This window comes from Winogradskyella damuponensis (genome assembly GCF_039538385.1).
Lineage (GTDB): Bacteria > Bacteroidota > Bacteroidia > Flavobacteriales > Flavobacteriaceae > Winogradskyella > Winogradskyella damuponensis.
Genome location: NZ_BAABCB010000030.1, coordinates 313419 through 327567 on the forward strand (window position 1 = coordinate 313419; position 14149 = coordinate 327567).

Annotated in this window: 13 protein-coding genes; 4 read left to right on the plus strand and 9 right to left on the minus strand. The window is 32.3% G+C overall.

Features of this window, described 5'->3' with window-relative positions; all coding sequences use genetic code 11:
• Window position 1: 1 nt before the first annotated feature.
• The 8 genes from ABD730_RS16575 to uvrC form a co-directional block, all read right to left on the minus strand.
• Complete coding sequence (locus ABD730_RS16575) at window positions 2-1315, minus strand: peptidoglycan DD-metalloendopeptidase family protein (protein WP_334465815.1); 1314 nt, start codon at window positions 1313-1315, stop codon at window positions 2-4.
• Between the two features lie 12 nt (window positions 1316-1327).
• Window positions 1328-2260 carry a tryptophan 2,3-dioxygenase family protein gene (locus tag ABD730_RS16580; protein ID WP_344716035.1) on the minus strand — a complete coding sequence of 311 codons (933 nt, stop codon included), beginning with the start codon at window positions 2258-2260 and terminating at the stop codon, window positions 1328-1330.
• 14 nt (window positions 2261-2274) lie between these two features.
• Window positions 2275-3063: a DUF3108 domain-containing protein gene (locus ABD730_RS16585; protein WP_334465821.1), complete on the minus strand. Its 789-nt coding sequence runs from the start codon at window positions 3061-3063 to the stop codon at window positions 2275-2277.
• A gap of 357 nt (window positions 3064-3420) precedes the next feature.
• Window positions 3421-4581, minus strand: coding sequence for a 4-hydroxyphenylpyruvate dioxygenase (gene hppD, locus ABD730_RS16590; protein ID WP_215926809.1), 1161 nt, complete (start codon window positions 4579-4581; stop codon window positions 3421-3423).
• A 43-nt stretch (window positions 4582-4624) separates the two neighbouring features.
• Window positions 4625-5104, minus strand: coding sequence for a CCC motif membrane protein (locus ABD730_RS16595; protein ID WP_344716036.1), 480 nt, complete (start codon window positions 5102-5104; stop codon window positions 4625-4627).
• A gap of 31 nt (window positions 5105-5135) precedes the next feature.
• Complete coding sequence (locus ABD730_RS16600; RefSeq protein WP_344716037.1) at window positions 5136-6296, minus strand: homogentisate 1,2-dioxygenase; 1161 nt, start codon at window positions 6294-6296, stop codon at window positions 5136-5138.
• A 215-nt stretch (window positions 6297-6511) separates the two neighbouring features.
• On the minus strand, window positions 6512-8749 hold the full coding sequence (locus ABD730_RS16605; protein ID WP_344716038.1) for a patatin-like phospholipase family protein: 2238 nt from the start codon (window positions 8747-8749) through the stop codon (window positions 6512-6514).
• Window positions 8750-8784: 35 nt separating this feature from the next.
• Window positions 8785-10578, minus strand: a complete 1794-nt coding sequence (gene uvrC / locus ABD730_RS16610) for an excinuclease ABC subunit UvrC (RefSeq protein ID WP_334465837.1) — start codon at window positions 10576-10578, stop codon at window positions 8785-8787.
• 88 nt (window positions 10579-10666) lie between these two features.
• On the opposite strand from uvrC, the gene ABD730_RS16615 reads away from it, so the two are divergent.
• The 4 genes from ABD730_RS16615 to ABD730_RS16630 are packed head-to-tail and all read left to right on the plus strand — an operon-like array spanning window position 10667 to window position 13500.
• The gene (locus tag ABD730_RS16615) at window positions 10667-11095 is read left to right on the plus strand and encodes an ATP-dependent zinc protease family protein (RefSeq protein WP_215926804.1); all 429 of its coding nucleotides are present in this window, start codon (window positions 10667-10669) and stop codon (window positions 11093-11095) included.
• A complete protein-coding gene (gene rimK / locus ABD730_RS16620; protein ID WP_344716039.1) occupies window positions 11092-11967 on the plus strand; it encodes a 30S ribosomal protein S6--L-glutamate ligase in 876 nt (291 codons plus the stop codon). Before ABD730_RS16615 ends, rimK begins: the two co-directional genes overlap by 4 nt.
• A gap of 4 nt (window positions 11968-11971) precedes the next feature.
• Window positions 11972-12937 (plus strand): succinylglutamate desuccinylase/aspartoacylase family protein, encoded by a 966-nt coding sequence (locus ABD730_RS16625; RefSeq protein ID WP_215926802.1) that lies wholly within the window; start codon window positions 11972-11974, stop codon window positions 12935-12937.
• Window positions 12937-13500: a 5-formyltetrahydrofolate cyclo-ligase gene (locus ABD730_RS16630; RefSeq protein WP_344716041.1), complete on the plus strand. Its 564-nt coding sequence runs from the start codon at window positions 12937-12939 to the stop codon at window positions 13498-13500. The genes ABD730_RS16625 and ABD730_RS16630 overlap by 1 nt, the downstream gene beginning before the upstream one ends.
• Here ABD730_RS16630 and ABD730_RS16635 read toward each other — a convergent pair.
• A complete protein-coding gene (locus ABD730_RS16635; protein WP_344716042.1) occupies window positions 13454-14119 on the minus strand; it encodes a lipoprotein signal peptidase in 666 nt (221 codons plus the stop codon). The two genes, ABD730_RS16630 and ABD730_RS16635, sit on opposite strands and share 47 nt — an antisense overlap.
• Window positions 14120-14149 lie beyond the last annotated feature (30 nt).

Here is a 14149-nt window from a genome sequence, read left to right on the forward strand (position 1 = left end):
ATTATATATCTACGTTAGTATCTTCAGTGATTGTGTTTTCTGGTTGAATTGGATCTGCTTCCAAGAAAAAGATATTGTCTAATCTTTGTTTTATAGGCTTAATATGCTCTAAGAATTTAACTTTTAAACTGTCTGAAATTGGTTTAGCTTCTGGCAGTTTTTGTTTAAATGGATCTACTTGTTGTCCGTTTTTCCAAAAGCGGTAACACACATGAGGGCCACCTGTATTTCCTGTCATTCCAACCTTACCAATAATATCTCCTTGTTTTACAAATTGCCCTTTTTCAACTAAGCGTTTACTCATGTGAAGGTATTGTGTAGAATAGGTATCGTTATGTCTTATTTTAACATATTTACCATTCCCTCCTCGTCTTGTAGACTCTACAACTGTTCCATTTGCTGTTGCCATAATTGGTGTCCCTATTGGTGCTGCAAAATCGGTTCCTTTGTGAGGGCGCACTTTATAACCATAAACCGCAATACGGCGTTTTAAATTATAGCGCGATGATATTCTACTAAATTGAACAGGAGCTTTTAAAAATGCACGTCTTAGGTTTTTTGCATCTTCATTGAAGTAATCTACAATCCCTTTTACAGAATCTGTTTGAAACCGAAAAGCATACAAAGAATCTCCATTATGTTCAAAATACGCCGCTTTTACATCATGTACTCCTGCGTATATACTATCATCAATATATTTATCTGTATAAATAACCTTAAAGCGATCTCCTTTTTGAAGTCTTCTAAAGTCTATAGTCCATGCATATATATCATCAGCCATTTTATAAGCTAATCGCTGACTCAGTCCTTTATCTTCTAATGTTTTAGAAATACTACTCTCTATAACACCAGTCGCTATTTTTTCAATATACGTTACTGGTTTTTTACTTGTATAGGCGTGAATAGAATCTTTTAAATTTACCACAACATACTCTACTTGATCTGTTTGATAAATAAACGTTTCTGGACTTGGCAGGCTATCTTTTTCTGATTCCTTTGAAAATAATAATGTATAAGGTTTACCTGGATGAAGTTTTCTAATATCAAAAGTATCTTTTGTTTTTTCTGCAATTTGAAAAATATCTGGATATCCTATATTGTTTCGTTGCAAAATTTCGCCAAAACTATCTCCTTTTTGAATGGTATCTCGTTTTACAATATAGTTATTGATATCAAAACCAAACTCTAGAATTTTTTCTTCTTCAACTATTTCTGCTAATTCTTTTTCGTATGCTACTTCTGCTGAGTTATCTTCTTTACAAGCATATACACTTACTGCAATTACAGCAATTGTTATTAATCGTTTTAACTGCATTAATTAAGCTAATTATAAATTATTTCCCCAATTTTCTAATTCTTCTGCACTCCATAATTCTGGAAAGAAAATACGTCTTTGATATTTTGGATGCATGTATTTTTTCCAATCACTTCCGCCAGTTGCTTCTCCATCACCAATACCGCTATCTATATAATGTTTGGCGGCATTATAATGTGCCATTACCCAAGAGACATTCACAGTATAATCGTAATGACGCATAGCTTTAATAAGCTCTTCGTTTTCCTGATCTTCTTTTGGTAATTCTTTAAAACGTGTCCAAAGATTTTTAGTATTATAGGTTTTCATAAACCTTAAAAACTCATCCTTGTATCGTTTTTCAAAATTAACTAAAAGTGTGGATTTTTTTCCTGTTTTATAGTCTTTTCCTGCAGCTTGCCAATATAAATGTTCAAACGCATGTGTATAAGAAGTATCTCTATCAATATTTTTTCGGAACCTATAATCAATAAGGTTAATCAATTCTGTAGATGCAAATTCTATAAATCTATATTGTGCACTTTGAAAACCGCTCGCAGGAGTTAAGGTATATCTAAATTTCATATACTGTTCAACATCCATACCCTCTCTCATAATATTAAATGAGGTTGATAACATATCGAAATAGCGGCTAATTCTCATGAGTTTACTTTCAAAAAAAGTAACATCCATATTTTCTTTTTCTGCTACTTGAGAAATTTCCCAAAGTATCATTTTAAAAATCAACTCATTAATTTGATGATAAGCGATAAACACCATTTCATCAGGAAGTGTTGTACGCTGAATTTGTAAGTTCAACAAAGCATCTGTCTGAATATAATCCCAATACGTTATTGGTTTGCTATACAATAAACCGTATAAATGGTCGTCTGTATCTTGGTCTATTTTTTCGTACTTCTCTTGAAGTGCTTTTATAATTTCGTCGTAATTTGGTTGATCTGACATATATTTGGTTAATCTTAAAATTCTATTTGAAAGGAGTGTTTTAATCCTTTAAACTCCACAAGATCTGCACGTAGAGAACCTACGGCTAAATCTGCTTTAATTCTTAAAGGGATTTTATTTTTATCGGCACTGACCCACAGTGTTAAACTTTCTTCTTCTTTAAAAACACGACCAGCCATAACATAAGGTCTAAATTTTAAAGTTTTTACTTTTACATCAGAATCATTAACATCTACTTTAATAGTTTCTTCGCCTAAGTATTTGAGTTTAAATCCGTAATTTTCTGCATCAAAGAACATGTTGGTTTTTATTTCGTCACCAACTTTTAAAGCAGCTACATCTATGTTGTTTCTTAGATAATAGTACATTGAAACCATATCTTGTACATCCTTTTCTGTAGCTACGGTCTTAATTTCATTTTTCTTTTTATTATTGACTTCTGCTATTCGTTTAGCATGATCAAATTTAATTTCAATATTTTTTGTGTGACCACCTTCATCAATTTTTCTTATAAATTTATAAGGTGCTCCTGTTTCTTTATCAAAATAGCTTTCATAACGGTCTTTAACTTTAAAAAACCATTTTATGGCTCCAGTAGTCCACCCTTTACCTACAACGTGAAAAACAGGTTTTCCGTCTAAATTAGTATCTTTTACAGATAGTGTTGCGTTACCTGCTTTAAGAAAACCACTATAGCTCATTTTGAATTTAAACCACTCTCCATCTTGAAATGCGGATTCCTTTTCAATATTTGATGTTTGAAATCCGACTAAGAATAATATGATTGTAAAAAAATATTTCATGTGTTTATATTTTTGTTTTAAGTCACATGTAGTCCACTATTAGTTTTCTGTTTGGCAATATATTTTTTTAAATGCTCGCCTTATAACCTTTAGCTTGTAAATGTAATTAATGTAACGGATTTTTTCTGTTACAATTATCTTAAATACAATTACTATTCCAAATGTAATAAATCATTAAATCACAACGCAAAAACCTTAGTTAATTTAAAACTATTTTTAGATTAATGCTTACCTTCTTAAATTCAATTTATCTTAGTATAGAGCTATCCATTTCTCCTCATTTGAGTTAAGATTATATGAAATGGAAATTAAAATTTTAAGCGCGTTTACTTGTAAGAAGTTAAACGCGCTTTTTTTTTACAATGTCCCTCTTTTGGCTTGCTCTCTCTCAATAGATTCAAACAAGGCTTTAAAGTTACCTGCACCAAAACCTTGAGCTCCCATTCGCTGAATAATCTCAAAGAATAATGTTGGTCTATCTTCTACAGGTTTTGTAAAAATCTGTAATAAATAGCCTTCTTCATCAGCATCTATCATTATAGATAACTTTTGAAGCTCACTAATATCTTCTTTCATCATGTCCATATGCTCACCTAATCGTTTAGGAATATCATCATAATAGGCTTGTGGTGGAGGTGGTAAAAACTCAACACCTCTTGCTTTTAATTGTGAAACGGTTTTAATAATATCGTCTGTAGCAACTGCAATATGTTGTACTCCTGAATCTTCGTAAAAATCTAAGTATTCTTCAATTTGAGACTTTTTAGCTGCTTTTGCTGGTTCGTTAATTGGGAATTTAATTCGGCCATTTCCATTACTCATTACCTTACTCATTAAAGCAGAGTATTCTGTGTGGATTTGTTTATCATCAAAAGATAAAAAGTTTACAAATCCCATTACGTCTTCATACCATTTTACCCATTTATTCATTTGTCCCCAACCTACATTACCAACCATGTGGTCAATGTATTTTAAACCTACAGGTTCTGGATTGTAGTCACTCTTCCACTCTACAAAACCTGGCATAAATGTTCCTGTATAGTTTTTACGTTCTACAAACATGTGCACTGTTTCTCCGTAGGTATAAATTCCTGCTCTTACAACTTCTCCAAACTCGTCTTTTTCTACCGTTGGTTCCATGTAAGATTTTGCGCCTCGTTTTGTTGTTTCTTCGTAAGATTTACGTGCATCCTCTACCCAAAGTGCAACAACTTTAACACCATCTCCATGCTTAACAATATGTTTGTTTATTTCAGAACTACTATTTAACGGAGTTGTAAGTACAATACGAATTTTATCTTGTTTTAGCACATAACTTACAGAGTCTTTAGAACCTGTTTCTAATCCTTTATATGCATACGACTGAAAACCAAATGCTGTTTTATAAAAATGAGCTGATTGCTTTGCATTACCAACATAAAACTCGACGTAATCTGTTCCTAAAAGCGGCAAAAAATCTTGCGCTCCTTCAAATATTTTTTCTAAACCGTAGTTTACACTTTTAACTTCTTTTGCCATACTATTTTATTTAATGTTTTAAAATCAAAACTTTTATTGCTTATTAAAAAAACTCTTTTTCGTTTGTATCTACCTCTGTAGAATCCTCCTCAATGATATAAGTATCATCTTCATAAGTATCATCTTCCCATGTATTTAATGAGTCTGACTCCATTTCCGAATCATAGTAATAATCATCATTTTCAAAATCATTAAAATCATCTAACATTCCCGAAGACAACATCGTTCCGTAAAAAATTAAAACGGCTGCGGCCATAAGCACTATTAATCCATTAATTACAATAGCGATAATATTTATAATCTTAGCCGTATTAACGTTACTTCTAGACTGTGGTGAAAAAGCTTCTGGATTTTCTCCAAACTCTTTTAAGCTTTTATTTGCTACAACAAGACCTATTATGGCCATAATTAATGGTACAATTGCTGTTATTCCGTAACAGCAACAACTTGCAATACCAATAACTAGAGCTAGCACACCTAAAATAAGTGCTAATGGGTCTGCTGATAATTTGTTTTGATTCATTTATTTTAAGTGATTTTTTTTAATGTAATAATTAGTGTTCTAACCAAGATTTAAAATAATCTTCGTCAGCTATTTTTAAAGCCTCTTCCGTTACTTTTAAGGGCTTAAATGTATCTACCATTACAGCTAGCTCGTCTGTTTTTACCTTACCTATACTGCGCTCCATAGCTCCTGGATGCGGACCATGCGGAATTCCTGCAGGATGTAAAGAAATATGACCTGCATCAATATCATTTCTACTCATAAAATCACCATCTACATAATACAACACCTCATCACTGTCTATATTACTATGGTTATATGGAGCAGGAACTGCAAGCGGATGATAATCGTATAGTCTTGGCACAAAACTACAAACCACAAAAGCGTCAGTTTCAAATGTTTGATGTACTGGTGGTGGTTGGTGTACACGCCCCGTTATAGGTTCGAAATCGTGAATTGAAAATGCATATGGGTAATTGTAACCATCGTAACCTACAACATCAAAGGGATGTGAGGCATAGACCATTTCTATAATTTCATCTTGTTTTTTGACCTTAATCAAGAAATCACCGGACTCATTATAGGTTTCTAACTCTTGAGGTTGGCGTAAATCGCGTTCGCAAAAAGGTGAATGCTCTAACAATTGCCCAAAATAATTACGGTAACGTTTAGGTGTATAAATTGGCCTGTACGATTCTACAATAAATAAGCGGTTATCTTCTGTATCAAAATCTAGTTGGTAGATAATTCCTCTTGGCACTAAAAGATAATCTCCGTATTTGAAATCGAGATTACCTAACATGGTTCTTAATTTCCCTGTGCCTTTATGGATAAAAATTAACTCGTCTGCATCCGTGTTTTTATAAAAATAATCTCTTGTAGATTCTTTTGGTGCAGCTAAAATGATATTACAATCAGTATTGGTTAATACAATTTTACGACTGTCTAAATAATCGTTTTCTGGTTTTACTTGAAATCCTCTAAAACGATACGATTGTATATTGTTAGCTTTCGCAATTTTGGGAGCTACGCTATATTGCTTTTTAATTTCTTTTACCTGAGTTGGTCGTTGCTCATGGTAACTGTTGGTAGACATACCGTCAAAACCAATAGTTCCGAACAATTGTTCGTAATAAAAATCGCCATTTGGTTTTTTAAACTGTGTGTGGCGCTTTGGTGGAATTTCCCCTAATTTATGATAAAATGGCATTTTTTGAATGGTTTAAAAAGTTGAATTGATTATCCGTTTATTTGGTATATATCAAACTATGCTTAAAGGTACAAAAAATGTGTATTTATTCTGGATTCCTTTTCATAAGGAAGTGAAGATGTAATTTTATGTTTTGCCAGAAGGGTTTCATAATACACAAATATCGAAAATTTATGTGAGATGCTGAAATAAATTCAACACTAGAAAATAAGTTTTTAAAACCAAAACCCAAGATTAAAAAGCCAATAGCTTTTACCTGTATCTGGCGAATGCGTAAATTTACCTTCCAAAGGCCCTAAAAACGTTTCTAAAGAATATCCAACAGCATAACCACTATAGCTTGGCGATAAGAAAAATTCACCCGACTCAAAAAGTCCATCATCTATATTAGCAAAGTTACCAGCCAAAAGAATATGATGATTTTTAAAAATCTCATAATCTAAAGTTAGTGTTCCTTTTACAAAACTATCTCCAGTTAGGGTTAAATAATCGTAACCGTAAAAAGAATAAAAACTATTTATAAGGTTTTCGCCATAACCACCTAAAGCAAAACTTAATGCTTTTGTAGATTTATCTCCTATTTTAAAACCACCACTTGCTTCCGTTTTTAATGCTAATTTATCATTAAAACTAAAGGCATAACCAAAATCTGCTTTAGCTATTGAAAACTTGTCAAAACTCTTGTTTAATCCTGATGCTTTTAAATACAAATGAAAGTTTCCATCAAAGTAAAATCCTCTTTTTGGTAAAAGCGCATTATCGTAATCATCGAACTTTAAATTTCCAAACACACTAAAGTAATCTGTGTTTTCAAAAGTTATTTTATCTTCTCGTACGTTATCAATAATAGTTTCCGAAGTTATTTTTAGATGCTTATGCTCTGCACCTATCTTTAATGCAAAATCCTTTCTAAAAATAGTTTGCAAATACAACTGATTTGTAAAATCTGAAATTTTTGCATCAATTTTATTTAAACCTACTAAAAAAGGTGAATCTGCGTCTAAGGCCAATAAAGGATTAACATTTTTATTAAACTGATTGAAACGCGATTTTACTCCAATACTAATATAAAACCCTTTATCTATAAAATAGTCAAAATTATACCTACTGTTATCTCCCAACACCAAATCTAATGAAGCTATATCATTACTAAACAATAACTTTTTTTGCGTAATATTTGCAAGTATGGCACTTTTGTATAATTCATCATAATGCAAACCTAATCTTAAGAATGTACTAGTTCCGGACTCTTTTACACTACCTACTAAACTATATTCAGATTCATTTTCTGTAGCTTCTAATTGGTATCTAAACGTATCAAAATTATTAGTGGCAATAAGGTTGTTTATTCCTTGTTTAAAATCTGCGTAACTTATTTTTACTTTTTCTTTTAACTTTAATTTTCCAAGAAGATATGCTCTGGTATAACGTTCATTACCATCAATATTCACATTTCTAATTTTAAGACTATCTAAAACCTTAACTTCTTTTGGTTTTTTATAAGTTGATTGCTGCTGCTTTACACCTTGTAATTTAGTCAGTTGAGTTCTGGCTGCGGCTTCACCATTAGCAATAATATTCTCGCCTTCATCAAAAGAGATTACAGAAAAATTACTAATATCAGGTTTAATATAAATATCGGTTAATTCCGACTTATTTCTCATTGCATTTATAGTCCTAAAATTATTAATTTGCATTAGAATATCTGGCGCCGAATTTAAAGATTCTCTATCTTTTAAACCGTCCTGAACATCAACTCCAATTATAATATCCATGCCTTTGGCTCGTAATTCTTCGACCGGAAAATTATTAGTAACTCCGCCGTCAATTAAAATTCTCTCACCAATTACTACAGGCTGAAATAAAGAAGGCAAAGCGCCACTTGCTGTAACAGCTTCTGCCAATTTACCTTTATCCATAATTAAAGATTCTCCTGTTTCAATATCAGTGGCAATGCAAAAAAAAGGAATAGGCAATTGATCAAAATCTGAAATAGAATTAACCGGAAGCATGAGCTGAAATAGTAAATTATAGACATTTTGTCCACGAGATAAGGCTGACGGCAAACTGATTTTAAAATTATCAAAAGGTAAGGTTACAGCATATCGTTCTGAATTTTCGCGTTCGTAAAATGATTTTGAACTTCTTGGAAATGCATCATTTATTAATTCATCAAAATCTTGAGCTTCAAACATTTTTTCGAGTTGCTTACCAGAGTATCCAGACGCATACAACGATCCTATAATTGCCCCCATACTTGTACCAGCAATATAATCTACTTTTATTTCTAGACTATCTATTACTTTTAAGACTCCAATATGAGCAAACCCTTTAGCACCACCACCACTTAATACTAGACCTACTTTTGGTTCAGAATTAGCAGTGCTATTTTGTGCTTTTGCAGAAAAAAGCACAATTAGAAATAGTAATACTATTAGATGTTTATTTTTCATTATGCTGAACCTCTCAAGATATTTGTTTCTTTAATTTATTCTTTATGATAATAGTTATACACTTTATTTGCTCGCGATACTCCAACAACAGCTTCCAATTCATCTAATTTAGCATTCGCAATTCGTTTTACCGTTTTAAATTGCTTCATTAAATCTATAATAGTTTGCTCTCCTACTCCTGGAATGTTTTCTAGCTCTGTTGTCAATGCTCCTTTACTCCTTCTATTCCTATGGTGTTCTATACCAAAACGATGCGCTTCGTTTCTTAACTGTTGTATGATTTTTAAAGTTTCACTTTTCTTATCTAAATACAGCGGAATAGGATCATCTGGATAAAATAATTCTTCTAATCGTTTGGCAATACCAATGATAGCAATTTTTCCTCGTAATCCTAACACATCTAAGCTTTTTAACGAAGAGGACAACTGTCCTTTTCCTCCATCTATAATTATAAGCTGTGGCAAAGGCTCATCTTCATCTAACAAACGTTTATATCGCCTATATACAACTTCTTCCATAGATGCAAAATCATCGGGACCTTCAACTGTCTTTATATTAAAATGACGGTAATCCTTTTTACTCGGTTTTCCGTTTTTAAAAACCACACATGCTGCTACTGGATTTGTGCCTTGAATATTAGAATTATCAAAACACTCAATATGTCTTGGTTCTTCAGACAATCGTAAATCGGCTTTCATTTGCGCCATTATTCTATTAGCATGCCTATCTGGATCTACAATTTTTACTTGTTTGAGTTTATCCATTCGGAAATACTTTGCATTTCGAATAGACAAATCTAAAATACTTTTTTTGTCTCCAAGTTTCGGAACTGTTATCTTTAATTCCGTTCCTAAATTTACTTTAAAAGGTACATAAATCTCTTTAGAATTAGAATTAAAACGCTGTCTTATTTCTGTAATTGCTAATTCTAACAAATCAACATCTGACTCTTGCAGTTTCTTTTTTAATTCTAAGGTATGTGACCTAATTATTGAGCCATAACTCAATTGCAAAAAGTTAACGTAAGCGTAAGTTTCATCACTTACAATAGAAAACACATCTACATTGCTAATCTTAGGGTTTACAATAGTAGATTTGGCTTGGTAATTTTCTAAAACCTCTAGCTTTTCTTTTATTTTCTGGGCATCTTCAAATTGCATAGCTTCTGCATACTGCCGCATTTGTATTCTAAATTGCTGTAAGGAATCTTTAAAATTTCCTTTTAGAATCTCTCTAATTGCCGTAATATTAGCAGCATATGCTTCTTCGCTTTCATAACCTTCGCAAGCTCCTTTACAGTTTCCTAAATGGTATTCTAAACATACCTTGTATTTCCCTGCCTCGATTTTAGCTTCAGACAAATCATAATTACAAGTTCGCAATTGATACAAGCCTTTTATTAAACCTAAAAGAGTCTTCACCGTTTTCATACTTGTGTATGGTCCAAAGTATTCTGAACCATCTTTAATAACACGCCTGGTAGAAAACACTCTTGGAAATCGTTCCTTTTTAATACAAATCCACGGATAAGATTTATCATCCTTGAGTAAAACATTATACTTTGGCTTGTATTTTTTTATGAGGTTATTTTCAAGTAGTAAAGCATCATTTTCTGTTTCTACAACAATGTGTTTTATTGACGCAATATTTTTCACCAAAACACGTGTTTTACCATAGTCGTGATGCTTATTAAAATAACTGCTTACACGCTTTTTTATATCTTTAGCCTTTCCAACGTATATTAAACGTTCGTCTATATCAAAATATTGATATACACCTGGTTGGTGAGGAAGCGTTTTTATCTGAATTTGTAAGGTCGATTCTGGCATTTAACCAAAGGTAATAATTCGTAAAAATATTCGTGTATAATTAATGCACTTTATCATTACCTTGTGCCTCTTTTTATATTTTTAATTTATGACAAAAAAGATTTTGGGACGTGTTGATAAAGTTGACTTTCCCGAACTAAAACTTAAGGCTATTGATGTTAAAATAGATACTGGAGCTTATACTTCTGCTATTCATTGCTCAAAAATCAGAGAAGTAGACAATAAACTCTATTGTATTTTTGAAAGTAAAGGACATCCAAATTTTAAAAGTGATGAAGTTATTTTTGACACTTACACTTACACAGACGTAAAAAGTAGTAATGGACATAAAGAAAATCGCTACAAAATAAAAACAACAGTTGTGTTTTTTGGTAAAAGCTATAAGATTAACTTAACTTTAAGCACCAGAGAAGACATGAAATTCCCTGTATTAATAGGTCGCCAGTTTTTAAAACACAAATTTTTAGTCGATGTCGATATCGAAAATCAATCCTATAAACAAACCATAACTAAATGAACATAGTAATTCTTTCGCGCAACGCCGAACTCTACTCTACACAACGCCTTGTTGAAGAGGGCGAAAAGAGAGGTCATAAAATTGAAATTATTGACCCCTTAAAATGCGATATTATTATAGAAAAGGAAAAACCAACCATCTATTATAAGGATCGTTACTTAGATTATGTTGATGCGATTATTCCTAGAATTGGAGCCTCTATTACCTTTTATGGTTGTGCTGTTGTAAGACAGTTTGAAGAAATGGGCGTTTTTACCATTGCTCCTTCTGATGCTATTACACGTTCTCGAGATAAACTAAGAAGCTTACAACGCTTAAGTAAAGCTGGAATTGGCATGCCTAAAACGGTATTTACCAATTATTCTAGAGATGTAGAGGAAGTTATTAATTATGTAGGAGGTACACCTGTAATTATAAAATTACTTGAAGGCACCCAAGGTCTTGGTGTGGTTTTAGCCGAAACAAAAAATGCAGCAGAATCTGTTTTAGAAGCCTTTAATGGCTTACAAGCGAGGGTTATTGTTCAAGAGTTTATAAAAGAAGCCAAAGGTGCAGATTTAAGAGCATTAGTTGTAGATGGCCAAGTAGTTGGTGCCATGAAACGCCAAGGTAAAGAAGGAGAGTTTAGATCTAATTTACATCGCGGTGGCTCTGCTAATATTATAAAATTAGATGATGATGAACTAAAATTAGCAATGAAAGCTGCTAAGGTTCTAAAACTACCTGTTTGTGGTGTAGACATGCTACAATCTTCGCGTGGCCCATTATTATTAGAGGTAAATTCAACACCTGGATTAGAAGGTATTGAAGCAGCAACACAAAGAAATATAGCAAAAGCCATTATTACTTTTATAGAACGAAACAGAAGATAAACAGATGCCAAAAGATATTTTAAATATTTTAGGAGTTGAAGTCGCTCCTGGTAAAAGTACTACTGTAACTTTTGAAGTTGCAAAATTACACACCAGAAATACTTTGGCTGTTCCTATTATAATTGAACGCTCCAAGCAGCCTGGCCCAACCGTATTAATGACTGCTGGTATTCATGGAGATGAAGTCAATGGTGTAGAAATTGTAAGACAAATTATAGCAAAAGGCATAAACAAACCCAAAATTGGTACAACAATCTGCGTGCCTGTAATAAATGTATTTGGCTTTTTAAATATGGACCGCCTTTTTCCTGATGGTCGTGATTTAAATCGTGTTTTCCCCGGAAATCCTAAAGGTTCTTTAGCAAGTAGAGTGGCTAATTTTGTAATGACAGAATTGGTACCACATGTTGATTTTGCTATGGATTTTCACACTGGAGGATCAGACCGATTTAATGCGGCTCAAATTAGAATAGTAAAAGACAATCCAAAACTTACAGAACTTGCACATGTTTTTGGTGCTCCTTTTATTTATTATTCGCAAAATCTAAATAAATCCTTTAGAAATGCTTGCGATAAAGCAGGCATACCTATGCTACTGTTTGAAGGAGGAAAATCTTTCAATATCCATAATACTATTACCAACACAGGTGTTAATGGAGCCAAACGCGTATTACATCACTTAGGAATGCTAAGAAGTAAATATAAAGTATCACAACCTAAGGTAGACGCTGTCGTAATTAAAGATAGCAAATGGCTAAGAGCTAAATACTCTGGAATGTTTAAAGCCACAGTAAACATAAATGCCTTTGTAAACAAAGGGCAGGTTTTAGGTAATATTACAGATCCTTATGGCAGTTTTAATTACTTTGTAAAATCACCAAATGCAGGTTATATTTTTAATGTAAATGAATCTCCTATTATATATCAAGGTGATGCTATTTTCCATATTTCTACCGAAATTGAAGACTAATGAAAAAGCCTTTATTAAGAAAAAAATATAAAGAGTTACGCCAACAGCTATCTAACACTGAAATTGACAATTTTAGCTTGGCCATTGCTAATCAATTATTAACACTAGATATTTGGAATAAATCCTTTTATCATATTTTCTTAACTATTGCAGAACAAAAAGAAATTGATACCGATTTTATCCTAAATATTTTAGCAGGAAAAGACAAACACATTGTGATTTCTAAAAGTAACTTTGAAGATTACAGCATGTCACATGTTCTGCTAACGGATAGTACAACCATTAAAAAAAACAGTTATAACATTCCTGAACCTGTAGATGGTATTGAAATTCAATCTTCACAATTAGAAGTGGTATTTATTCCGCTTTTAGCTTTTGATAAATTAGGTCACAGAATTGGCTACGGAAAAGGATTTTACGATCGATTTTTAGCAGATTGTAAGCCTGAAACTTTAAAAATAGGACTGTCTTTTTTTGAAGCCGAAGTTGAAACTATTGAAGCTTCCGAAGATGATATTAAGTTAGATTATTGTGTGACTCCGAATCAGGTGTTTCAATTTTAGAAGACTCATCAAAGGCTTTTTTATTAAACACAATTAAAATGCCAATTCCTGTACTTATGGCCATATCAGCCACATTAAAAACAGGATCAAAAAACGAAAAGTATTTTCCACCTATTAACGGCAAATTATCTGGCAGTACACCGCTCCAAATTGGAAAATGAAGCATATCTACAACATTTCCATGAAACACCTTAGCGTACCCGCCTTCTTCTGGTAAAAATGAAGCCACTTGCATTACACTATCATTAAACAAAACACCATAGAATACTGAATCTATAATATTACCTAAAGCACCTGCAAATATTATAGAAATCGCAAATATCAAAGTTTTAGATCTCTTCTTTTTCGTTACATCTATAAGCCAAAATGCAATACCAGTTACGGCAACAATTCTAAATAAGGTTAAAACTAATTTTGCAGTTTCATCTGAAATAAAACTCACAAAATCGCTCAATTTTGTACCCCAAGCCATGCCGTCATTTTCTATAAAAGCAATTTTAAACCATGAAAACACAGTAATATCTTCTCCCAATTGGAAATGTGTTTTTATATACACTTTACTAATTTGATCAATCAGCAGAATTACAACAATAACAAATGTGGCTTTCTTTAAAGACATAATTTTTCCCACAAAAGCGAGAATCTATTT

Coding starts and splice junctions, on each gene's coding strand:
- ABD730_RS16575 (WP_334465815.1), bottom strand. CDS start 1,315: ATGCAGTTAAAACGATTAATAACAATTGCTGTAATTGCAGTAAGTGTA.
- ABD730_RS16580 (WP_344716035.1), bottom strand. CDS start 2,260: ATGTCAGATCAACCAAATTACGACGAAATTATAAAAGCACTTCAAGAG.
- ABD730_RS16585 (WP_334465821.1), bottom strand. CDS start 3,063: ATGAAATATTTTTTTACAATCATATTATTCTTAGTCGGATTTCAAACA.
- hppD (WP_215926809.1), bottom strand. CDS start 4,581: ATGGCAAAAGAAGTTAAAAGTGTAAACTACGGTTTAGAAAAAATATTT.
- ABD730_RS16595 (WP_344716036.1), bottom strand. CDS start 5,104: ATGAATCAAAACAAATTATCAGCAGACCCATTAGCACTTATTTTAGGT.
- ABD730_RS16600 (WP_344716037.1), bottom strand. CDS start 6,296: ATGCCATTTTATCATAAATTAGGGGAAATTCCACCAAAGCGCCACACA.
- ABD730_RS16605 (WP_344716038.1), bottom strand. CDS start 8,749: ATGAAAAATAAACATCTAATAGTATTACTATTTCTAATTGTGCTTTTT.
- uvrC (WP_334465837.1), bottom strand. CDS start 10,578: ATGCCAGAATCGACCTTACAAATTCAGATAAAAACGCTTCCTCACCAA.
- ABD730_RS16615 (WP_215926804.1), top strand. CDS start 10,667: ATGACAAAAAAGATTTTGGGACGTGTTGATAAAGTTGACTTTCCCGAA.
- rimK (WP_344716039.1), top strand. CDS start 11,092: ATGAACATAGTAATTCTTTCGCGCAACGCCGAACTCTACTCTACACAA.
- ABD730_RS16625 (WP_215926802.1), top strand. CDS start 11,972: ATGCCAAAAGATATTTTAAATATTTTAGGAGTTGAAGTCGCTCCTGGT.
- ABD730_RS16630 (WP_344716041.1), top strand. CDS start 12,937: ATGAAAAAGCCTTTATTAAGAAAAAAATATAAAGAGTTACGCCAACAG.
- ABD730_RS16635 (WP_344716042.1), bottom strand. CDS start 14,119: ATGTCTTTAAAGAAAGCCACATTTGTTATTGTTGTAATTCTGCTGATT.